The following is a 22308-nucleotide window of genomic DNA, read 5'->3' on the forward strand; positions in this document are numbered from 1 at the left end:
TTCAGTCGACATACACGAACTCGTTCAGGCTCAGGATTACCTGGGCGAAGTCGACGAGAGCGGATTGGACGACGTCCTTGTCCTTTAGCGCGTAGTAGTTTGTCTTGGTTTCGTCGGCTTCCTGCTTGATGTGTCGCTGCACCTGCTTTTCGAGAAAACCGAGGGAGAGCGCCAGTTCGTGATCGGTTGGCGGGCGGTTGAGTGCAAACGCGAATGCGCGGCGGACCCAGCCTTCGCGGTTATCGCCGGCTTCTGCGCGCAGGCGATCGGCAAAGAATCTGGCCTGATCGCTGCTGAACGCGCTGTTCATCATCGAGAGCGATTGCGTGGGCGTGACGGTTGCGAGGCGGCGTCCGCAACTGACGACGGTATCCGGCGCGTCGAAGGATTCGATCATCGGCATGCGCGCGGAACGGCGTACGAAGATGTAGATGCTGCGCCGCCACGTGTCCGGGCCATCTTTCGCGTCGAGCGGCCACTTGGGCGTAGAGCCGGTGGCCACGGCGTCGGGCGGCATGAACGGAAACACGCCCGGCCCGTACATGCGCGGATTGAGGCAATTCGTAATCGCGAGGGTCGCGTCCCGAATGATTTCCGCTTCGAGGCGTTTGGGGTTTTGCCGCCACAGCAGCCGATTGTCCGGATCGATTGCGGCGGCCGTCTCGTCATATTCGGAGGACTGTTGATACACGGCGCTCATGAGGATGAGTTTGTGAATGTGTTTCAGGCTCCACCCGTTCTGCACCAATTCCGCCGCGAGCCAATCGAGTAGTTCCGGGTGCGAGGGCCGGTCGCCCTGGCGGCCAAAGTCGTTCGGCGTGCGCACAATGCCGTGGCCAAAATAGTGATTCCATACCCTGTTCACGATCACGCGTGCGGTCAGGCGGCCCGCACCGCGGTCGACATCTGTCAGCCATTCGGCGAGCGCCGCGCGGCGAAAGGTGGTTTTCGCATCGGCGGTGCGCAGTGTCGCGGGCGCAAATCGATCATCTTCCGAACCCGGCAGGACCGAGAGGAACCCCAGCGCCACCTTCTCCTGTTTCGCATCCGGATTGCCGCGCGCGAGGAAGTAGCTGTCCGCAGGCTCCGGTTTCGCGTCGGTAAGCGCGAGGGCAAGCGGCGGCGAGACCGGCTTTTCGATCTCGATAGCGGCAATCGATGCGAGCGCGGCATCGGCCTTTGCGATGGACTCGGCGTCGAGCTGTGTGCGGATTTCCTCGTCCGGGACTTTTAACGCTTCCGCGTGTTTCGCGAGGAGTTTCTTTTGGCTTTCGTTCGTGTCGTCCTTCGCCAGTTTCAATAGCGACTTCTCGTCGTCGGTGGCCCGGAGGGCGTCGATCCTTGCGATGCGCAGTTGGTCGCGGACCGGCGAATAGATTGCCTGAAGCGCGGCATGCGCCTCCGCGTTCCTCCCCTCCCACTCCGCCACCTTCACGCGGTACGCATCCGCCTCCGCACGCGGCGCCATCAACGCTTCGTAGCGTTTCGTCGAGGTGAACGCAGAGAGCATGCGGTAGTAGTCGTGCGAGGAGATCGGATCGTACTTGTGATCGTGGCAGCGGGCGCAGGCGACGGTCATACCGAGGAACGCGACGCTCGTAGTCGAGAGCATGTCGTCCCATTCGTCGTACTTGTTCAGTTCGAGTTCCTGGTTCGAAACCGTGGGGCCGCTCGTGCAGAACCCGGTGGCCGCAAGCGCGAGCGGATTCTCCGGCGCGCACTCGTCGCCGGCGAGTTGCCACTTAACGAAGGTGTCGAAGGGCAGGTCGTCGTTGAAGGCACGGATGACGAAATCGCGGTAGTGGTAGGCATTGGGCCGTTCGATATCGAACTCATACCCGTCGCTGTCGGCGTAGCGGGCGACGTCAAGCCAGTGGCGTCCCCAGCGTTCGCCGAAGTGCGGGCTGGCGAGCAAGTGGTCCACCAACTTTTCGTAGGCCTCTGGCGACGGATCTCGCTCGAATGCTTCGATTTCCTCCGGTGACGGTGGGAGGCCGATGAGATCGTAATAGAGACGGCGAACGAGTTTGCCTGGCGAGACCTGTGGCGATGGGGCGATGCCTTTCGCTTCGAGCGCCGCGCCGATGAATGTGTCGATCAGCGTCGTTGACCAAGAGGAATTGCGCATGGCCGGTGGATCGACTCGTTTCAGCGGCTGGAACGACCAGAACGCGCGGTCCTCATCGGTCACTTTCCGATGCGGGATTTTGGGATTCTTGGCCGGCGAGACGGCTTTATCAATCGAATCGAGGCGTCGAAGCAGCGACTCGCGCTGCGCCTGCACTTCGGTTACGGACGCCCGCAGCCTCTCAAGCTGCGCCGAGGGGTCCTCCGCGGCGGAAATCGGGTAGGTGAGCGTTAGAACGGCGACCGCCAGCGGTGCAACGAGGCACCGGCGCGATCGTCCCCCAAACCCTGTAACCAAGCCAGCCATGGGACTAGAGTAAACATGTAGACACGATGGCGCAACTGCGCGTTGTTTCAGGGGTTGCGGGCAGATACCATATGGGCTGCACGACTCCATTGGCGCCTGCGGGTGAAGGACGACTCGATGAGCAGCAAATCTTCGGGGGAGAAATCGGCGAATCCGGACAATCCGTACAACATCGATTTTGCGCGGGAGCGCCGGTTGAAAAAGACGTTTCAACTGCTTATCGGCGGCGCGTTTGTCGTCGCGCTTATCCTTCTGGTCGTCGCATATGCGATGGATACACTACTCCGAGAGAACGTGGACGGCGGCGCTCCGGTAACCCCATACAGCACACCCGCGCAGGCGACCGATCGGCAGGTTGCGCCAAAGTAAGCTGGTTACGGCCGCGAGGTGGAGTATTCGATGCGAAGACCTGCTGAGACTTTTGATTTTCCGGGGACCGTACCATAAACTTTTCGGTTCGTTCGACAATGCGCATGCCATCAAGTATGCGTAGTAGGCGGGCGAAGACAGGTAAACCGGGTTAAATCGAAGAGTCGATTACGATTACGAGCACGATTACGAGCACGAGCACGGAAGGAACGGCGCGTGACACGGGATGTGTTCGCCAGGAAGGGCAATGCGTCGAAATATTGTACACATGGGGGCGGGCAGCCTCAGTTACGAAATCCGCGAGATTGTGCTCGTGGCGCGGCAGATTCGCGAGATGGGCCAGACAATCACGTGGGAGAACATCGGCGATCCCGTGCAGAAGGGCGAGATCGTTCCCGACTGGATTCGGGATATCGTGCGGGAGTTGGTTGACGATCCGAAGTCGTGGGCATACTGCGACACGGCGGGCGTGCCGGAAACACGCGAGTTCCTGGCGGGGAACGTGAACAAGCGGCCGGGCGGGCTGAAGATTACTACAGACGATATCCTCTTCTTCAACGGTCTGGGCGACGCCGTCGCGAAGGTGTACGGGTTCCTGCGGCGCGAGGCGCGCATTTTAGGCCCGTCGCCCGCGTACAGCACACACTCGTCCGCGGAGGCGGCGCATTCGGGGTACAACCACGTTACGTACAATCTCGACCCGTTCAACGGGTGGCAACCCGACGTGGACGATATCCGCAACAAGGTGAAGTACAACGATTCGATTGCGGGCATTTTGCTGCTGACGCCGGACAATCCGACCGGGGCGGTGTATCCGCGGGACGTATTGGAGGAGATTGCGGAGATCGCGCGGCAGAACAAGATTTTTTTGATCACGGACGAAATCTACGCGCACATCGTTTATAACGGCAACGAGCGGTGCCATTTGAGCGAATGGATCGGCGACGTGCCGGGGTTGGCCATGCGCGGCATCAGCAAGGAGTACCCGTGGCCGGGATCGCGGTGCGGCTGGCTCGAGGTATTGAACCGCGACAAGGACGAGAACTTCGCCACGTATGTGAATAGCCTGCTCGCGGCCAAACGCCTGGAGGTTTCCTCGACGACCCTGCCGCAGATGTCTATCCCTAAAGTGATGGGTGACCCGCGGTACAAGGCACACCTGGACCGGCGCGAGGACATGTTCGACAGGCGCGCGGAACAGGCAGTGCGCGCGTTCGACGGATGCGACGAAGTGATCGTGAACAAGCCGGGCGGCGCGTTCTACTTTACGGTGATGTTCAAGCCCGGCGTGCTCAACGACACACAGACGCTCAAAATCGAGAACAAGCAAATCCGCGAGAAGATCGAACTCTTGGTCAAGAACGTGGCGCCGGACAAACGGTTTGTCTACTACCTCATGGGCGCAACGGGAATCGTTGTGGTGCCGCTGACGGGGTTCCAATGCGCGCACGACGGTTTCCGGATGACGCTGCTCGAAACCGACGACACGAAACGCGCCTGGATTTTCAAGACGCTGCGCGCGGCGATTGAGGAATACGTGAGTTCATAAGATATAGGATCCAAGAGTTGTCTGATAGGGGCGGCAATGCCGCCCTTTGCTCTTTATGCGGAAGAAATCGAGGGGGAACAATTGGTTCGTGGCGCTGCAGATGCCGGCGAAATCGCGAGAATCTGCACGATTACGAGTGCGGGCGCGAAGGCAAGTACGGGTGAAGTCATGCGGATTCTGCGCGTTGGGAAAGTGCGCATGCGCTGTTGTATTCTTGGATAGGTGCGAATACGGATAAACCCCGGCAGCCGTGCGGAGGTCAGGCACGGACCAATTGGCGCTCGAATGGAGCGCTACGGAGGCTGCGGAGTTGGACACGGTCTATTTGCTGATGGGGGCGGTAGGATCGACCGTACTCATTCTTCAGTTCGCATTCACCCTCTTCGGCTTCGGCCACCACGAACTCGACTCCAGCGGCCTTGACGCGGGCGGCGTGGACGTCGACCACGGCGTCGATGATGGACACGGCCACGGCGCGGACCACGGCGACGGTTCCGTCGTGTTCAAGATGCTGAGCTTTCGCGCGCTGGTCGCGGCGGTCACGTTTTTCGGGTGGAGCGGGCGTGCTGCGACGGAAAGCGGACTCAGTACGATGCGCGCGTTCAGCGTCGCCTTCGGCGCGGGCCTGCTCGCGATGTACGTTGTGGCGTGGCTGTTGCATCTCCTCACGAAACTGAATGCCGAAGGCAACGTCCAGATTGCGCAGGCCGTCGGAGCGAATGGCACGGTCTATCTCTCCATTCCCGGCAATCGCGAAGGCATCGGGAAGGTTCATGTCAACGTTCAGCAACGCACGATGGAGTACAGCGCCGTCACGGCGGACGAAAAGCTCCCCACAGGAATGCCGATCGTCGTCGTGGGCGTGGTGGATAACGAAACGTTGGAAGTGCGGCCCGCGCCGCGCATGGAGGTCGTCGAGTAATGGGACCCATCTCGTTCTTTGCGATTGTCGGATCGGTACTGGTCGTGCTCAGTTCGTTCGTGCTGCTGATGGCGAAGCGGTACAAGCGGTGCCCGAGCAACCGCGTACTGGTGATTTACGGTAAGGTCGGCAGCGGCGAAACGGCGAAGTGCATCCACGGCGGCGCGGCGTTTGTGTGGCCGCTGATCAACGACTACGCGTTTCTAAGTCTCGAACCCATCCAAATCGAAATTCCGCTGAAGGACGCGCTGTCGGCGGAGAACATTCGCGTCAACGTGCCAAGCGTGTTTACAGTCGCGATTGGCACGCAGAAAGAGTTTATGCAGAACGCGGCCATCCGCTTGCTCGGTCTGAACATTATGCAGATCAAGAAACAGGCGGAAGACATCATCTTCGGTCAGATGCGGCAGGTAATCGCGTCGATGGGTATCGAGGAGATCAACAAGGACCGCGAAAAGTTTCTCCATAGCATTCAGACGTCGCTCGAACCCGAACTGCGCAAGATCGGTCTCGTGTTGATCAACGTGAACATCACGGACATTACCGACGAGTCGGGTTATATCGAGGCCATCGGGCAGAAGGCAGCGTCGCAGGCGGTGCAGCAGGCCCGCGGCGACGTGGCGGACCAGGTAAAGCTGGGCGAGGTGCGCGTGGCGCAGGCGGACCGGGACAAGCAGATTCAGGTCGCGGACGCGGGTAAGTTACGCAACATCGGTATTCGCGAGGCGCAGCGCGAACAGGCGGTTCGCGTGGCGGAGTTGGACAAAGAGCAGCAGACCGGCGAGCAGACGGCGGCGTTCCAGCGCGAGTCGCTGGTCAAGGAAGCGGAGCGCCAGAAGCGTATCGCCGTGGCGGAGGCTGAAGCGCACGCGGTGAAGGGCGAAAAGGACGCCGAGCGCGCGAAGCGCATCGCGGTCGCGGAGGCGAATGCCGTCGCCATCACTGGCGAGAATACGGCACAGGAAAAGGTCGCGCTGTCGAACGCCGAACTGCAGGTAAAGCAGGCGGAAGCGTATCAGATTGCCGAGACGCGCCGGCGTCAGGCCGAGGCGGCCGTGCTCGAGGCGCAAAACGTCGCGATGGCGAAGGCGGCGCTGGCGGAGGCCGAGCGCGTCGAGGCGGAACGCCGCGCGCAGCTCGAAGCGCCCGCCAAGGCACAAAAGGCGCAGACCATCGTCGAGGCGGAGGCCTTGGCAGAGCGCATCCGTATTCAGGCGCAAGGCGAGGCGGCGGCAATCTACGCGAAGCTGGAGGCCGAGGCCAAAGGCCAATACGAAATTCTCGCGAAGAAAGGCGAAGGCTTGCAGCGCATCGTCGAAGCGTGCGGCGGACCGAACCAGGCGTTCCAGATGCTGATGCTCGAACACCTAGACAATCTCGCCGATTCCGCGGCGAAAGCGATCTCCAACATCAAGTTCGACAAAGTGATTGTTTGGGAAGGCGGCGGAAACGGTTCGGGGTCGAATACGGCGAACTTCATTCAGGGCATGGCGCGGACGCTACCGCCGATGCTGCAAGTCATGCGCGACATCGGCGGAGTCGAATTGCCGGAGTCACTGATCAAATTGAGCGGCGAGAGTACCGACAGAAAGAAAGCCGAAGCTGCACCGGCCGCGGAAGAGAAGAAAACGCCCGCGCCTCCGAAGGCATAATCGAAGCCACCTGCGACACGCCCGACTTGAGATTGCCGACGGGGCATTTCGGGTGGGGCGAGGCTCCGTCCGAGCCGATCAGACTGAGTGCATAGGCGGCTCGGACAGAGCCTCGCCCCACCCGTTCGTACCGCGTTTCAGTTGTTTCGCCCGTTCTGATCGTCGATGCCCAGCGGCGCTTGCCCGCGGATGCGGCGGAAGAAGTTGGTGAGCAGCGCGCCGCATTCGTCGGCGCAGAGGCCGGGCGCGACTATAGGCTGGTGGTTGAAGCGACGGTCTGCGAGCAAGTTCATGAGCGTGCCGCACGCGCCGGCCTTCGGGTCGTACGCGCCGAAATATACTTCCGCGACGCGCGCGAGGATAATCGCGCCGGCGCACATCGGGCAGGGCTCGAGCGTGACGAAGAGTTTGGTGTCTTCGAGCCGCCAACTGCCGAGGTGGTTCGCGGCCTGGGTTATCGCGAGGACCTCGGCGTGCGCGGTGGGGTCCTGCAACCGCTCGCGTTGGTTGTGCGCCTTGCCGATGATCTCGCCGTTGTGAATGATCACGCAGCCGATGGGCACCTCGCCCTCTTCCTCCGCGCGCATCGCCTCGCGAATGGCGTATTGCATGTACCGTGAGTTGTCGTCCAGCATGCGGGGGATTGTGCGAAGCGCGCCCGGCCAAGTCAAACTGGATTGTGCGGAAGAGCGATGATTGCGATGCGCCGGTGTAGTCGGCCATGCTCTTCGGAGCTTAGGGAGTTCCCACCATGAACAATGTTCCTCGCATGACGCGTACACGAGTCGCATTGCGTGTAGTCCTCCTTACAGGATGCGCATTCGCGTTGGGATGTGTGTCCCGCCCATATCTTGTCGGCCTGTTTGACCGCGAACCCGTTCCGGCGGGGACGCCCACATCGCGGCCCGAGGGCACGGGTTGGATCGATCTGCTGGACGAGGAGCATGCGGCGCTGTGGAAAAACGTGGGCGACGACATGGACATTTTTAAGGTGCAGGATGGTGTGCTGCACATTTTCGGGCGGACGGTGTATCCGTTGCGGTATGTGACGTATACGGGCGAGACGTTTGGCGATTTCGACCTGCATCTCGAGTATAAGGTTGCGCGGCGGGCAAACAGTGGCGTGTTCCTGCGTACGCAGCCGAACGATCCCGTGAACCGCGGGTTCGAGGTGCAAGTGTTGGACGACTTCGGAAAGCGCCCGACGAAGAACAGTTGCGGCGCGATTTACGATGTGGTCACGCCCATGTTCAACATGTCGCGACCCGCGGGCGAGTGGAATTCGTTTGATATTTCGGTGAAGGGGAAGAAGGTTGTCGTCGTAATGAACGGCTGGACGATCATCGATACGGACTTGAGCAAGATGACGACGCCGCTGGGGAAGTTTCCGATAGCCTACAACGATCTGCCGTTGGTGGGAAACGTCGCGCTACAGGACCACGGCGGCGAGGTGTGGTATCGGAATGTGATGGTACGGCCGGCGGTGTGATGGTTCGAATTGTTGGGTGCGTGTGCACGACTAAATTGGGTCAATTGGGTCCGATCCAAAGCGGAGCTTTTCAAGAGCGCGTTCCCGAGTCGGAGCTTGTGAACGAGGATGGTTAAGGCCCACGCTCAGCCGCCGGAGTGATGGCTCCGGAACGCCGGAATTCCACATGACCATCGGCGAAGAGACAATTCATGCCACGAGGGATATGTGCATCCTCGTGTTTCTCTTGAATAACAATGACGTCTTTGTTTCCCTCGTCAGCGCCAGTTATCACGATCTCGTACGACGTCCACGAATCGATAGAGTTTAGATCGCCGACGACGTCGGTAGACGACGGGCATACAAAGACCGACGGATTCGAGAGGTATTTGGGGTAGAGTTCGCTAAGGTTTTGCGGCAGTTGGTTGTTATGGTCGCCCGCGAACATCTTGCACGAGATTCCGATTTGTTTGAGGTTGTTTTGGCACGATGCGCGGCGGGCGGCTTCACGGGCGCGGGCGAGGGCTGGCAGCAAGATTGCCGCGAGGATTGGGATGAGCAGCGGCACTACGATGGCCACCGCGATGAGCAAACCCGGCGTTGAACTGGAACTCTTCACGCGCGGCGGCTGGAAATGAGGGATTGGCGGCGGCTCGGACATGGCACTTCACCTCGCTCGTTGTGGCAGCAGTGTAACCCACTCGAAAGGCACTGCGGGAAAGCATATCACGCCCACTGTAGCGCTTCAATGGTCATCCTACGTTGTCGTTAATGCACTGAGGCGTGCCGCCGCGTCAGTCAGCCAAGTCGGTTCGCCTCGGAGAACTGCCCGCCACCGCACTCCGCAAAGGCGAACTTTCATATCGGGTTCTGCAATTAGTTTGTGTCGCGCGTCAGCCAGAATTTGAGGGTCCTCGAAACCAAGTCCGGGGCGTCGTGGTGGACCCAGTGGTCGGCGTTAGGGACGGTGACGAGGGTGAGGTCGCTGCCGAGCCATTCCCAAGTGTCGTTGAGGGCCTTGTAGCCGAGGGCCTTGTCTTTGAGGCCGTGGAACATGAGGACAGGGACGTTGATTCTAACGACCGGGGACTCGTCCTGCGTGTAGGGTTCGTGCGGGTAGTTGACGCGGTAGTACGCGAGCATGGCGGAAAAGTCGGATTTCTTGAACGCATCGATGTAGCGCGCGGCGATTTCGGGGTCGCCTTTGGCGACGAAGCCGGCAAGGCTTTCGGCATCGATGGTTTGTTCGGCGCCGGGCTGCTGGAAGCCGCGGGCATAGGCGCTGTTTTTCTGTTGTTCGGGGTTGGTGGCGAGTTCGCGGGTGAAGCCGCGGGGGTGGGGCAGATTGCAGATGACGAGGCGCTCGACCATATTCGGCATGTGCATGGCGAACTGCCACGCGATGGCGCCGCCCCAGTCGTGCCCGACAACGATCGCTTTTTCCACACCTTGCGCTTTAATCACCGCCGCGACGTCGCCGAGCAGGTGCGGAACGGCGTAGTTCTCGTCGCCCGATGGATTGTCGCTCAAGTTGTATCCGCGGAGGTCCATCGCGACGCATTTGAACTGGCCCGAGAGCGCGGCCATCTGGTGTCGCCACGAATACCAGAAGTCGGGGAAGCCGTGGACCATGACGACAACAGGGCCTTCGCCGAGCGCGGCGTAGTGAATCTTCACCCCGTTGTTGTCGGCGTAGCCGTGCTGTACCTGATCGAAGATGTCCGCGGGCGGTTCCGCGGACGCGATCGCGATCGCCGCGAAGCAACAAACAAGGGCCGTAAGTACGCGCATTGGAAAAACCTCCATAGAGCTGATGCAGTCCAATCGAGCGGGCATGATATCCGTTTCGTCCCGCCCCGCAAAAGGGCCAATCCTTGAACGATTCCGGCGAAGGCGGCTAGAATGCGGCGCAAACGGAACTGTGCGGCAGCCGTTTCGGGGCCGGCGCATCTGCAAGGCGCGCGCGGGAATTTGGTGCGTGTGGCGCCGCAGTTACGGGAACCCTAGGAGAGCGGATGTCGGACCTTCGTGAGAGCGGGCTGAGCACGTACCTCGCCGAAATCTCGCGCATACCGCTGTTATCGTCCGCGGAAGAAATCCGCCTCGCCCAACTCGCGCAGAAGCACGACGGCGAAGCGCGCCGCAAGCTTATCGTATCGAACCTGCGGCTTGTCGTGAGCATCGCGAAAAAGTATTTGTACTTCGGCTTGCCGTTGCAGGACTTGATCGAGGAGGGCAACATCGGCCTGATGAAGGCGGTCGATCGGTACGACCCGACGCGCGGATGCAAGTTCTCGACGTATGCGACGTGGTGGATTCGGCAGGCAATCACGCGCGCGCTCTCAAACTACGGGCGCACGGTGCGCATTCCGGTGTACGTGACCGACAACGTGTCGCGCTACAAGAAGACAGCCGAAGAACTGTACATCAAATCCGGCAAACGCCCCGAACCGGAAGAAGTGGCCGAGGCGATGGGAATCAAGAAGGCCGAGGCGCTCAAGCTGCAGGCGTTCGTCGAAGACGTCTCCCCGCTGGACAACATGGAATCGACGAGTGACGACGAAGGGCGTGGGATACCGGAGAGCATCGAACCGCGGCGAATCGACGAGGCGATCGCGCAGATCGAACTCGATCAGCAACTCGACGAGATCATGAAGCAGCTCTCGCCGCGCGAGCAGAATATCGTGAAGTACCGCTATGGTCTTGTGGATGGGCACGCGCACACGTTGGAGCAGACGGGGCGCTATTTCAATCTCACGCGCGAGCGCATCCGGCAGATTGAGAACGATGTAATGAAGCGGCTGCGGAAGTTTGTCGCGGAACGGCAGGACGATTTTAGTCCGTAGATGATTTCGCGCGGGACCGACATCCCCCTAAATCCCCCTTCAAAGGGGGACTGAATACGAATGAGAAGAAATTGGCTCAATACAGAAGTTCCTTCGGATCTACTTGAGAAAGGGAAGTCGTTCGAAATGGATCTTGCTTCGCTGATTCGGAATGTGCCGGACTTTCCGGTGCCGGGCATTCAGTTCAAAGACATCACAACGCTGCTGCTGCATCCCGCGGCGTTCCGGTTCATTATCGACGGGTGGAAGGCGCGATACGCGAACAAGAACCTCTCGGCGATCGTCGGCGCGGATGCGCGGGGGTTTGTGTTCGGCGGCGCGCTGGCGTACGCGATGGGGCTCCCGCTTGTGCTTGCGCGCAAGAAGGGCAAGCTGCCCGCGGACACCATCGAGGAAGAATACGCACTGGAATACGGCACGGCGACACTCGAGATTCATCGCGATGCGCTGAAGAAGGGCGACCGAGCGGTGTTGGTGGACGATTTGTTGGCGACCGGCGGCACCATGCGCGCCATCGCAAACATGGTCGAAGACCTCGGCGCGGAGATTGTCGAGATAGCGTTTGTGGTGGAGCTGCCGCCGCTCAAGGGGCGCCTGAAGCTGGAACCGCATCCGGTGCATTCGCTGGTGGAATTCATGGTGGACTAGAAAGAGGAATCAATGCAGTCGTTGGTAAGTAAGGACATTCAGATTATTCGCGATACGGAGCGCGGCCGGTTCAAGTACGCGCTGTTCGATTTTGACGGCACTGTCAGCCTGTTGCGTGAGGGATGGCAACAGGTCATGGGGCCGCTCATGGTGGAGATGATTTGCGGAGACGCGACGCCCACTCCGGAAATCGAGAAAGCATGCGCGGACTATATCGACGAATCGACGGGGATCAATACCATCCTCCAGATGGAACACCTCGTGAAAATGGTGCGCGAGTACGGTCTGGTGCCGGAGGACAAGATTCTCGACGCGCACGGGTACAAGGCCATCTACAACGAGCGATTGATGGTGCGCGTGCGCGAACGCATCGAGCAGTTGCGCGCGGGCACGCTGCCGCTCGAACAGGTCACGGTGCGCGGATCGATCGAATTCGTGAAGGCGCTCGCATCGCGCGGGTTGCAGATGTACATCTTTAGCGGCACCGATCGCGACGACGTGCGCAATGAGTCGTCGCTTGTCGGGGTGGCGCCGTACTTCGCGGAAATCTGGGGCGCACTGCGCACCTACGCCGAAAGCAACAAGGAGATGATCATCAAACAGATCATCGCCAACCACGATCTACACGGAACGGAGGTACTCGTCGTCGGCGACGGGCCGGTCGAAATCCGCCTCGCGCACGAGCACGGCTGCGTTTCGGTGGGTGTGTGTTCGGACGAATTGCGTGGCCACGGCTGGAGCGAGGAGAAGCGCGAGCGACTAACGAAGGCCGGGGCGGATATTCTCATACCCGACTTCGGCGAGAATGAGGCGTTGTTGGAGTATTTGTTCCCGGGGTAAATCGTCGATGCCAGCAAGAACTACAGGCGTTTACGGACGGCGTGATTTAATCTCGGCGGGAATTCTGGGTGCGGTCCTCGTCTTACCGCCGTTAGCATGTATACAGATAGCCAGGTGGCGCCCGCGACAGTTCTATAAGCGATATCACCTACTTGAAATCGGCATGACCGAGGCGAGGATCGCCGAAATCTTTGATAGGGCGCCGGATCAAGTGTGCGGACTGGGCAGCAACCGCATCGTATATTACCGCAGAGGCGCCATTGGTGATACGCGCCCGAGCCCAGGCTTCTTGACCATTTCCAACATGACGGAAATTCCGTCGCATTTCGGGTGCGCGCAACTCTTGTTCGACACTCACGGGCGCCTGAGCGCATATACTGTCGTTCGAGAAGAGGTCTCGGTGACCACGCGAGAAGGCAAGTTTAGGGGAGATAACATCAGGCAACTTGATGTGACACTATTTGAAAGGCTTCGCTTGCCCGTGAAGGAATGACTTGCACTTGAAGAAAATGAAAGCCACGCGCATCCTCGAAACCTGCCTTTACGTCAACGATCTCGACGCGGCCGAGCGGTTTTACCGCGACGTGATGGGGTTGGACTTCTACGCGAAGCAGGAAGGGCGGCACGTCTTCTTCCGATGCGGGACAACGATGTTTTTGTTGTTCGATCCGGAGGGGACGAGCGACCCGACGCAGCCGCTTGGTGGGCATGGGTGCCGGGGGCCGGGGCATGCCGCGTTTGAGATTGGCGACGACGAAGTGAACGCGTGGCGGGATTACCTGACGTCGTGCGGTGTGCCCATCGATTCGGAGATAGACTGGCCGAGCGGCGGCCATTCGCTGTATTTCCGCGATCCGGCAGGGAACATTCTGGAGGTCGCTACGCGATCGACGTGGGACTGGCCGGAGAAAGAGCGCTGTAGCGAATAGCAAAATGGGGAAAAAGCAACACGTTTGTGGCGGCTTGGTCGGAGCCTCGCCCCACCCAGTGTAGCGGCTCTATTCACGGTTGGTTCGTGGTACACCAATCGAATGTGGAAAGTACTGGTGACGCCAACTCGACGGTGATCGCCGCGGCGTAGTCATCGCCGACGTCGAGGTCGCGGACACACCACGCGTCCGTTTCGCCCGGTCTCGCATGCACAAGGACGCGGAGCCTGTCGTTATCGTCTTCCGCGATCGAAAACGCGTTCAGCGGATAGGACAACCCTTCGCCATGCGCCTTGATGAACGACTCTTTCCGCGTCCATTGTTGAGTAAATGCGCGGACGCGATCGGCGTCGCGCACGGCGCGAAGGAGCGCCGATTCGGATTCCGTGAAAAACCGGTCCGCGATGCGCTGGCCGTCGAAGTCGGGGCGGCACCGCTCGACGTCGATGCCGATGCGCGCGGCGCGCGCAAACGCGATCAGTACGATGTCGCCGGAGTGCGCGAGGTTGAAGCGCAAATCGCTTCCGTGCGCCGCTGCGAGGTCCGGCTTGCCATGCGATGTGTATGTGAGCTGGACGCCGGCCGGCGGGATGTTCAGGTACATGCCGAGCAGTTCTCTCAGGACACCGCGCGCGGCGACGTAGTTGTCGCGGCCCCGCTCGAAATGGAAACGCGCGGCGCGGTCGCGTTCGTCGGGCGCGAGCGAATTAATGAAACGGGTAATCGCGCTGTGTGACGCATCAGACGATGCTTTCCACACGTGCACGTCATCCGATTCGAGCTGGGGATCGGCTGGTGGCGACTTCCACATGGAATGAAGCTACCGCATCGCGCGCGAAAATGCGAGTGTCAAACGCCAGCTTTGCTGGGAGCCAAAACGTCGGCGCTGGTCCTGTCACCCCCTTTCGCCGCGCACCACATTGTCCCGATAGAGGAATCCGGCCTTTCGGCGTTGTCAATCGAAAATCGCGCTAACCGCCTGCGAGGCGCGCTTCGGCAAGCTCGATAGCGTCGCGCAGGCTCTCCCCCACGACTTCGATCGCGGGTTGCAACATCAGCGTAACGTGGTTGCCGGGGGTGTCGTAGACTTTGAGGCCCTCGAGCGCGACGCCGCCCCAGCCCATTGCGGGGTCAGGATCGTGCAGTCCGAGCGAGGCGCTGTCACTGGCTTTGATGAGCGCGCCGTGGGCGTGAATGGGTTGTGGTTTGTACTTCCGGAGAACGGTCATGTTTGCGACGAGCACGCGCAGGCTGCGGAAGAGGCCCGGCGGCTGCAAGTCGAGGTGCGGGCGACGCTCAATCACGTCGGCGATTGGCGCACGCCCGAGCAGACGCATACATACGCGCATAAACGGCGCGAGCACGGAGCCGTGCTTAATGCGGTCGCCAAACATGACGTAGAACCCGTCGCGGAAGTACGGGCCGGTGTGGCTGAACACGGCGATGATTATTTTCGGTATTACGTAGAGCCGCTGGATCGGCGTCAGGTTTGCGATCGGCGATTCGCGGCCCGGCCCATTCACGCGCATATCGAGCACGATGAGTTCGACTCTATCGCCGGTCTTCTCGAGTTGATGTGCCATCTCGAGCGCAACCATCGCACCGAAGGACCAGCCGCCGATAATGTACGGACCTGCGGGCTGGTGCGCCTTCAGTGCGGCAACATCGGCGCGCGCAAGGTCTTCGACCGTGCGAAACACGGGCGTTTCCGGGTTCAGGCTGGGGTCTTGGATCGCGTAAAACGGCCGGTCTTCGTCCCAATACTCGAGCACATGGTAGCAGGGGAAGACGACGCCGCTGGCGGGCGCGCACAGGTAGAACGGGCGCTTTGAACCGGTGGGGTGCAGAGCAAACAGATGCGGGACCATGCGGAGGCGGGTCTACGCTTCTTCGTCCGGCGCGGGGCCGCCGCGCTCCGCGATCGCTTTGTCCATTCCTTCGCGCAGCACTTTCGCAACGTGCTCGACATATGGCGGGTTCATCAGCACGGCATGGTTGCCCGGAACTTCGACAATATCGATTCCGCCTTCGGCCAGGTCGCCCCAGCCAAGCGTCCAGTCTTCGTGCAACTTGTGCATGATGGACTGGTCTTCGGCGCGCAGGAGCGTGATGCGGCCACGATAGGGCTGCAGCTTGTACGCAAGCAAAGCCTTCAAATTGGCCTTCAGCACGCGGACGGTCCGCCGCGTCTTCGGTTGCTTTATCAATAGCACGCGATTGTTGCGCGTGGCAATCTGCGCCATGTCCGCCTTTTTCACGAGCGTGTGGCGAATGACATCCGCGAACGCGAACGAGAAGTATTCCCACAACGACGGCTCGTCGGCGGATTTTTTCCGGTTCTTCAGTTTTGACGGAAGGATGATGTAGATGAAATCGCGCGCGTAGGGCGGCCAGTGGCCCACGACTTTCACCGACATTTTCAACTGGCCCCACAGGTATCTCAGCCATTCGCCCGCGGTGCGCGCGCGATGCTTCTCGATGCGCGCCTCGGTGTCGATGATGCCGAGGAAGGCCACGTCTTCGCCTGCGGCGATGAGCTGCTGCGCCGTCTCGAATGCGACGGCGCCACCGAATGACCAGCCGCCGATGTAGTACGGGCCACTGGGCTGGATGCTGCGGATCGCCTTTACCTGTTCGGCGCAGAGCAACTCCATCGTGGGCAGCGGATCGATCGCGGGGTTGAGCGCGGGGTCCTGCAAGCCGTAGATGGGCTGGTTTTCGCCCATGTAGCGCGGCAGGTGGAAGTACATGAACGTCATGCCGCCTGCCGGCGCGCAACAGAAGAACGGAGGGCGGTCGCCCTTGGGCTGAATCGCAACGACGTGCGGCACCGTCGCTGACAGACCGACCTCGGCATTCACGGAACCGGGCACTTCGACGGGCAGCGGGTACTCGAGTTCCGCGGCGACGCGGCGCGCGAACCCGCCGAGTTTGCGCGGCAGCCGCGTGCGTTTCCATACGTCGCCCAGCGATGCGTCAATGCCATCGTGTTTCTTAAAGTTCGGATCGCCGATGTGCATGGACGTCGCGTGGACGCCATCAGTCATGCGGTCGCCTTCGTAGGGCGTAAGCACCGCCGGATCAAAGGGAATGCCGAGAAACGCGCACATCGCCTTCATCGATTCCTCGGGCTTCGCGACGATGTCCTCGTACTTCACAACGTATTTGCGATCGGAATCGATATTCTCCAGGAAGTCGGAGATGTTTGCGTTATGGGCGGTCCACACGTCCTCTCCCGCGGCCATGGGGTCGGCCTCACCGTCCATCATGAGGCGATCGAAGCGGTTGCGGATGAAGGACTCGATCACCGAATACGGATGGCGCACGAGATGGATGTATTTCGCGCCGTCGAAGATGCGTTCGGCGTGATCGAGAATGTCGGCGCCCTCGCCGTACGAGGGCGATTTATCCACGAGCAGCCTGGGCGCGACGAGTTCCTGCATGTCGGCGTAGACCTTCTCGACGGGCACATCGTTTCTAACGTACTCGTCGACGTGCGCCTTAGCCTGTTCGGCGGTGAATCCGCGCAGCTCCATCCAAGCGCGCGGCAGGCCTTCCCCAAGGAACGAGGTGCCAAGGCCGTTATGCCATTCGCGCATCGTGTTGTACTGGAGCAGGTGAAACTCCGGCGGGCTGAACAATTGCGGGTGCCCGGCGAGCATGACGCGAAGCAGTGTCGAGCCCGAACGCGGCGCGGACAGGAGAAACACCGCCGGCTTGTTCTTGACTGCCGGGCCAATGCGCCGCAGGCGCGGACGCAACCGCGCCGCTGTGGACCGCGCCGTAGTCTGCGCGGGCTGCGCGTCGGCACGGTGATCAAGCTGCGCGACTTCGTGAACGAGGTAAGGCGCGAGATCGGCGATTGTTGGCCGATCGAAGAGCTCCTTCGGGAACAGGCGCACGCCGAGATCGCGTTCGATGCTGTTCACGATTTCCATCATCATGATCGAGTCCACGCCCAACTCGCCGAAGTTGCGGTCGATCGCGATAGAGTCTTCGTTCCGACTGAGCACCTGCGCGACCTGGCGACGAAGATACGCCTCGATCGCTTCGACGTCATTTGCCGCGGGTTTTGCCGGCGCCTTCGGCGCCGCGGCAGCGGGCGATTTCGCGTGACCGTTTATCAGTTCGGAGAACATCGGCGATTCCGCAAACATTGGAATGCGGTTTCCAATCCGGTCCCAGTCGGCGTGCAACACGCCGATGTGCGACTCCCCGCTGGACATAAGCGAATCGAGCACGGCGATGCCTTCGCTAGGCTGCAGGCTGTCAATGCCTTGCGCGGCCCAGCGGTGGACCAATTGTGTGCGCGCGGCCATGCCCGTTTCGGCCCACGGGCCCCAATTGATGCACAGGGCCGGCTGACCGTGGGCCCGGCGATGGTGCGCCAACGCATCCATGAAAGCGTTGCCCGCCGCGTAGTTTGCCTGGCCGGGCGCGCCCATGACGGCGGCGACCGACGAGAACAGCACGAAGAAATCGAGCCGGTTCGCCGCGCCGTTTCCGTTGGCGTCGAAGTGGCGATGCAGCAGCATCGTGCCGTCCACCTTGGGCCGCATCACGGCCGTGAGCGAATCCATGCTCAGATTGGTGACGGCATGATCGTCAATCACGCCCGCCGCGTGCACGACTCCGCGAATCGGCGGGAGGCCGCTCCGATCATACGCGGCGAGGAAATCGCGGACCTGCATTTCGTCCGTCACATCGACGGACGCGCAGCGCACCTCCACACCGTCAGCCTCGAGGGCCACGACGGTGTCGATCCGCTCGCGTATCGCGGTGTCCGATACCGTGTTCCATTCTTCGCGCGGAGGCAATGGCGTACGGCCAAACAGCACGACGTGCTTCGCGCCGCGCCCGCCCAGCCACTTTGCGACGTGCAGGCCGAGGCCGCCAAGACCACCGGTAACGACGTAGGTCGCATCGGGCCGGCATTGAATCGCAGCGCCCTTCCCATTACCCGTTGTGCCATTATTCTTCGCGAGCCGGGCGGCAAATCGCCGGCCCGAGCGGAAACCGATCTGGTCCTCGCCATCGGGTGCGTCAAGCTCGCGCAATAGCAAATCGGCGGACGAATCGCCGGCATGCGGGTCGAGATCGACGAGTCCGCCCCACAGGCGCGCGTGTTCGAGCGCGACACTGCGGCCGAATCCCCACAACGGGGCTTGCGCCGCCGCGACACCGCCGTTCAACGCCTCGATGCTTTGCGCGCCGCGCGTGACGCACCAGAGCAGACGTTGCGAACGGCTCGCGAAATGCCCATCACGCTCTCCGGACTCGGAAATCGATTGGACGAGGTGGAGCATTGCGCCGCACCCAAGCGCATGCGCATGGTGCAACGATTGCAGCGTTGCGTCGTCAATATTGGGCGCATCGAGCGACCAGAGGTGAACGATGCGATCGCATGTACGGCCAATTTCGTTCCAAAGCCGATCAAAATCGGCGCCATTCATTGGATCGAGGGAAATGTCGTCCGCGGCGGCGGCCTCATAGGAGTCCGCTGCCCGCACAATAATCGCGGACCCACCGCGCGCACGCACGCGTTGCGCCAACGCGTCCCCCGCTCCGGACTTATCGGCAAGAATCAACCAACGCGAGGGCATTGCGCCGGGCTGGGTGGCGTTGTTCTTCTGAATCCACTTGACCTGATACAGCCAATCGCTTACGCGACTCGCACTGACTGTTTGCGCAGAAGCCGCCGTTGGCGCGGGCGCTTTGCGTGTCGTCGCCGAATTATCGAGCCAGTGGCGCTGCTTCGCGAACGGATAGGTCGGCAGTGAAATGCGCGAACGCACGTACGGTGCGTCGAATCCTTTCCAATCGATCTTCGCCCCGGCGACATACAGCGACTGCAGCGAACGCAGGATGACTTGCCAGTCGTCTTGTCCCTTCGCAAGCGACGGAAGCCAAACCGCGGCATCCTTCGCCACGCAGCGGGCGCCCATGCCGGACAACGTGGCCTGCGGGCCCACTTCGAGAAACGTGTTGAATCCGAGTCCTGTAATTGACTTTATGCCGTCCAGGAACTGCACGGCTTCGCGCAGGTGATTGCGCCAATAGTTCGCAGTGAATGCGTTCGCGTCGTCCGGCACGCCGCCGTAGAGATTCGAGACGACAGGTATCTGCGGCGATTTGAACGCGATCGTGGAAGCGAATTGCTCGAACGCGTCCAACATCGGGTCCATAAGTGGAGAATGAAACGCGTGCGAGACGTTCAGTTTGATCGATTTCACGCCGCGCTCTTTGAATTCGGCAAGCAGCGCATCCACTTCTTGTTCCGGACCGGAGACAACTGTATTTGCGGGGCCGTTGATGCCCGCGATCGCGACTACGCCAGTGCGCGAGACAAGTCCCGCCGCGACTGTATCGCGATCGGTGAGGACCGCGGCCATCGTGCCGCCGGGTGGCATCGACCCCATGAGACGGGCCCGCTCGGCGATAAGGTTGAGGCCATCCTCGAACGAGAACACGCCTGCTACGCACGCCGCGACGTATTCGCCGACGCTGTGCCCCATCACGATCGAGGGCGTGATGCCCCACGACTTCCACAGTCCCGCGAGCGCGTATTCAATCGCAAACAGCGCGGGCTGTGTGTATGCGGTTTCGTCAAGCGGCGTCGCAGAGCCTTCTTCGGGATATATTGCCTTCAAGAGAGGGACTTCGAGCCTCGGGCGCAACACTTCGTCGCACTCGTTCATGACACGGCGAAACACGGGACTGGCTTCGTAGAGTCCGCGGCCCATTTGGGGGAACTGCGCGCCCTGCCCAGTGAAGAGGAACGCGAGTCGCGTTTCCGTATTTGGTTTCGCCTCGCCAACGACGGCGGACTTAGCAGAGCCATTCTCGGCGAATTCGCGTAAGGTGTTTACAGCTTCGCCGGTAGTACCTGCAATGATTGCAACTCGTTTTGCGAGGTGTGCGCGGCCCGTATTCGCCGAATAGCAGAAATCGGCCAAAGGCGCCGAATCGATCGCATCCGCATACCGTCCCGCGAGCGTCGTCAATGCGTCGTCGGTCTGCGCGGACAGCGCGAGTGCGTGCAGTGGGCGCTCAGCCTGCGACTCGGGCTTTGGCGCGGTTGCAGGCGGCGCTTCGAGAACGACGTGCGCATTCGCTCCGCCGAAACCGAACGAACTCACACCGGCAACGCGCTTGCGCTTCGACGTTTCCCACTGCTCCGTCTGCGTCGCGATGCGCAGGGGCGTGCCTTCTATTTCGATAAGGGGGTTGATCTGCTTTAGGTGGAGGTGGGCCGGAATCGTACCACGTTCCAACACCAAGGCCGTTTTGATTAGACCGGCAATACCGGCGGCCGCCTCGAGATGTCCAATGTTCGTTTTGACCGAGCCAAGCACGCAAGGCTCGTTTGCCGCGCGTTCGGGCAGCAGGACCGCTTTCAGCGCATCCACCTCGATTGGGTCACCCAGCGATGTGCCGGTGCCGTGCGCCTCGACATAGCCGACGTCGCGATGCGAGACGCCCGCATCGGCGAGTGCGCGCCGGATAACGTCCTGTTGCGCGAGTTGGTTTGGCGCCGTAATTCCATTGCTGCGGCCATCGTGATTCACCGCGGAGCCGCGAATGACCGCATGGATCGCGTCGCCATCGGCAATCGCCTCGGACAACCGTTTTAGCACGACGACGCCGCAGCCTTCGCCGCGCACATAACCGTCGGCGGATGCGTCGAACGTCTTGCACAGTCCATCCGGCGCCATCATGCGCGCATGCGAAAACACCATATTCACTTCGGGCGAGAGAATCACGTTGACGCCGCCTGCGAGTGCGAGCGAGCTTTCACCCTTACGCAGGCTTGTCACGGCTTGATGCACCGCGACGAGGGACGACGAGCACGCGGTATCGACGGCGATGCTCGGCCCGCGCAAGTCAAGGAAATAGGAAATGCGGTTTGGCGCGAGGCTGTGCGCGTTGCCGGTGCCTGCGTACGCATCGACGCGGTTGGCGTCGCCGAGTTGCAGACTCGAGTAGTCACTCGAACTGATGCCGACGAATACGCCTGTTTGCGATCCCGCGAGCGACGTTGGTGGCACGCCCGCGTCCTCGAGCGCTTCCCACGCGGTCTCCATGAGCAGGCGCTGCTGCGGGTCCATGCGCGCGGCCTCGCGCGGCGATATGCCGAAGAAATCGGCGTCGAACGTATCGACACGATCGAGGAACCCGCCGCGGCGCGTGTACATTTTCCCCGGCGCGCCGGGGTTTGCATCGAAATAGTCGTCGATCTTCCAGCGGTCAGCGGGCACTTCCGAGATTGCGTCTGTGCCATTCGTCAACAAGGACCAGAACGCGTTTACTGAAGCGGCGCCGGGCGCACGGATTCCCATGCCGATAATGGCGACGGGTTCATTCGACACGCCAACGGCCGGAGGTGCGTCAAGAGCAGCCGCCTGATTCTCGCCCGCAAGATGCGCGGCAAGTTGCGCAATGGACGGATACTCCCACAGGAGCGTCGGCGACAGCTTCTTGCCGAGCCAATCTTCGAGATCGCCGGAAATCGTCACGGCGTCGCGCGACGCCATCCCGAGATCGTCGAACGCTGCCGACGGTTTGATCGCACTGCGGTCGACCCCCAACTCTGCGGCGACGTGCTCGATGAGCCACGCCTGTATAGCTTCCTTACTCGGCAATCGCATCTT

16 protein-coding genes are annotated in these 22308 nt (G+C 61.1%); 9 read left to right on the top strand and 7 right to left on the bottom strand.

Translation table 11 applies throughout. From position 1 onward, the window contains the following. Position 1: 1 nt before the first annotated feature. Positions 2–2434 carry a DUF1553 domain-containing protein gene (locus HUU46_00235; GenBank protein NUM52047.1) on the bottom strand — a complete coding sequence of 811 codons (2433 nt, stop codon included), beginning with the start codon at positions 2432–2434 and terminating at the stop codon, positions 2–4. Positions 2435–2551: 117 nt separating this feature from the next. Here HUU46_00235 and HUU46_00240 point away from each other — a divergent pair, with 117 nt between their 5' ends. The 4 genes from HUU46_00240 to HUU46_00255 all read left to right on the top strand — a co-directional run bounded on the left by HUU46_00240 (position 2552) and on the right by HUU46_00255 (position 6926). Then, positions 2552–2803: a hypothetical protein gene (locus HUU46_00240; protein NUM52048.1), complete on the top strand. Its 252-nt coding sequence runs from the start codon at positions 2552–2554 to the stop codon at positions 2801–2803. Between the two features lie 247 nt (positions 2804–3050). Beyond that, positions 3051–4352 carry a pyridoxal phosphate-dependent aminotransferase gene (locus tag HUU46_00245; GenBank protein NUM52049.1) on the top strand — a complete coding sequence of 434 codons (1302 nt, stop codon included), beginning with the start codon at positions 3051–3053 and terminating at the stop codon, positions 4350–4352. A 250-nt stretch (positions 4353–4602) separates the two neighbouring features. After that, entirely contained in the window at positions 4603–5274 is a 672-nt protein-coding gene (locus HUU46_00250) for a hypothetical protein (protein ID NUM52050.1), read from the top strand. Continuing rightward, on the top strand, positions 5274–6926 hold the full coding sequence (locus tag HUU46_00255; protein ID NUM52051.1) for a flotillin family protein: 1653 nt from the start codon (positions 5274–5276) through the stop codon (positions 6924–6926). The genes HUU46_00250 and HUU46_00255 overlap by 1 nt, the downstream gene beginning before the upstream one ends. A gap of 137 nt (positions 6927–7063) precedes the next feature. Here the strand turns inward: HUU46_00255 and HUU46_00260 are convergent, their stop codons facing one another. After that, entirely contained in the window at positions 7064–7561 is a 498-nt protein-coding gene (locus HUU46_00260) for a nucleoside deaminase (protein ID NUM52052.1), read from the bottom strand. Between the two features lie 116 nt (positions 7562–7677). On the opposite strand from HUU46_00260, the gene HUU46_00265 reads away from it, so the two are divergent. Then, positions 7678–8415: a DUF1080 domain-containing protein gene (locus tag HUU46_00265; protein NUM52053.1), complete on the top strand. Its 738-nt coding sequence runs from the start codon at positions 7678–7680 to the stop codon at positions 8413–8415. Positions 8416–8527: 112 nt separating this feature from the next. On the opposite strand, the gene HUU46_00270 is transcribed toward HUU46_00265, so the two are convergent. Then, positions 8528–9055, bottom strand: a complete 528-nt coding sequence (locus tag HUU46_00270; GenBank protein NUM52054.1) for a DUF1559 domain-containing protein — start codon at positions 9053–9055, stop codon at positions 8528–8530. Positions 9056–9270: 215 nt separating this feature from the next. Then, positions 9271–10185 carry an alpha/beta hydrolase gene (locus tag HUU46_00275; protein ID NUM52055.1) on the bottom strand — a complete coding sequence of 305 codons (915 nt, stop codon included), beginning with the start codon at positions 10183–10185 and terminating at the stop codon, positions 9271–9273. A 224-nt stretch (positions 10186–10409) separates the two neighbouring features. Between HUU46_00275 and HUU46_00280 the strand changes: the two genes are divergently transcribed. The 4 genes from HUU46_00280 (at position 10410) to HUU46_00295 (ending at position 13657) form a co-directional block, all read left to right on the top strand. After that, on the top strand, positions 10410–11240 hold the full coding sequence (locus HUU46_00280; protein NUM52056.1) for an RNA polymerase sigma factor RpoD/SigA: 831 nt from the start codon (positions 10410–10412) through the stop codon (positions 11238–11240). A 126-nt stretch (positions 11241–11366) separates the two neighbouring features. After that, positions 11367–11888, top strand: coding sequence for an adenine phosphoribosyltransferase (locus HUU46_00285; GenBank protein ID NUM52057.1), 522 nt, complete (start codon positions 11367–11369; stop codon positions 11886–11888). Positions 11889–11900: 12 nt separating this feature from the next. Further along, positions 11901–12728, top strand: a complete 828-nt coding sequence (locus HUU46_00290) for an HAD hydrolase-like protein (GenBank protein NUM52058.1) — start codon at positions 11901–11903, stop codon at positions 12726–12728. Between the two features lie 509 nt (positions 12729–13237). Continuing rightward, complete coding sequence (locus tag HUU46_00295; GenBank protein ID NUM52059.1) at positions 13238–13657, top strand: VOC family protein; 420 nt, start codon at positions 13238–13240, stop codon at positions 13655–13657. A gap of 73 nt (positions 13658–13730) precedes the next feature. On the opposite strand, the gene HUU46_00300 is transcribed toward HUU46_00295, so the two are convergent. The 3 genes from HUU46_00300 to HUU46_00310 form a co-directional block, all read right to left on the bottom strand. Continuing rightward, entirely contained in the window at positions 13731–14468 is a 738-nt protein-coding gene (locus HUU46_00300) for a 4'-phosphopantetheinyl transferase superfamily protein (protein ID NUM52060.1), read from the bottom strand. A gap of 160 nt (positions 14469–14628) precedes the next feature. Next, positions 14629–15525, bottom strand: a complete 897-nt coding sequence (locus HUU46_00305) for an alpha/beta fold hydrolase (GenBank protein ID NUM52061.1) — start codon at positions 15523–15525, stop codon at positions 14629–14631. A 12-nt stretch (positions 15526–15537) separates the two neighbouring features. Beyond that, entirely contained in the window at positions 15538–22299 is a 6762-nt protein-coding gene (locus HUU46_00310) for an SDR family NAD(P)-dependent oxidoreductase (GenBank protein NUM52062.1), read from the bottom strand. Positions 22300–22308: the final 9 nt, after the last annotated feature.

This window comes from Candidatus Hydrogenedentota bacterium, from assembly GCA_013359265.1.
GTDB lineage: Bacteria > Hydrogenedentota > Hydrogenedentia > Hydrogenedentales > SLHB01 > JABWCD01.

Coding starts and splice junctions, on each gene's coding strand:
- HUU46_00300 (NUM52060.1), bottom strand. CDS start 14,468: ATGTGGAAGTCGCCACCAGCCGATCCCCAGCTCGAATCGGATGACGTG.
- HUU46_00255 (NUM52051.1), top strand. CDS start 5,274: ATGGGACCCATCTCGTTCTTTGCGATTGTCGGATCGGTACTGGTCGTG.
- HUU46_00275 (NUM52055.1), bottom strand. CDS start 10,185: ATGCGCGTACTTACGGCCCTTGTTTGTTGCTTCGCGGCGATCGCGATC.
- HUU46_00270 (NUM52054.1), bottom strand. CDS start 9,055: ATGTCCGAGCCGCCGCCAATCCCTCATTTCCAGCCGCCGCGCGTGAAG.
- HUU46_00245 (NUM52049.1), top strand. CDS start 3,051: ATGCGTCGAAATATTGTACACATGGGGGCGGGCAGCCTCAGTTACGAA.
- HUU46_00280 (NUM52056.1), top strand. CDS start 10,410: ATGTCGGACCTTCGTGAGAGCGGGCTGAGCACGTACCTCGCCGAAATC.
- HUU46_00295 (NUM52059.1), top strand. CDS start 13,238: ATGAAAGCCACGCGCATCCTCGAAACCTGCCTTTACGTCAACGATCTC.
- HUU46_00240 (NUM52048.1), top strand. CDS start 2,552: ATGAGCAGCAAATCTTCGGGGGAGAAATCGGCGAATCCGGACAATCCG.
- HUU46_00265 (NUM52053.1), top strand. CDS start 7,678: ATGAACAATGTTCCTCGCATGACGCGTACACGAGTCGCATTGCGTGTA.
- HUU46_00305 (NUM52061.1), bottom strand. CDS start 15,525: ATGGTCCCGCATCTGTTTGCTCTGCACCCCACCGGTTCAAAGCGCCCG.
- HUU46_00290 (NUM52058.1), top strand. CDS start 11,901: ATGCAGTCGTTGGTAAGTAAGGACATTCAGATTATTCGCGATACGGAG.
- HUU46_00285 (NUM52057.1), top strand. CDS start 11,367: ATGGATCTTGCTTCGCTGATTCGGAATGTGCCGGACTTTCCGGTGCCG.
- HUU46_00235 (NUM52047.1), bottom strand. CDS start 2,434: ATGGCTGGCTTGGTTACAGGGTTTGGGGGACGATCGCGCCGGTGCCTC.
- HUU46_00260 (NUM52052.1), bottom strand. CDS start 7,561: ATGCTGGACGACAACTCACGGTACATGCAATACGCCATTCGCGAGGCG.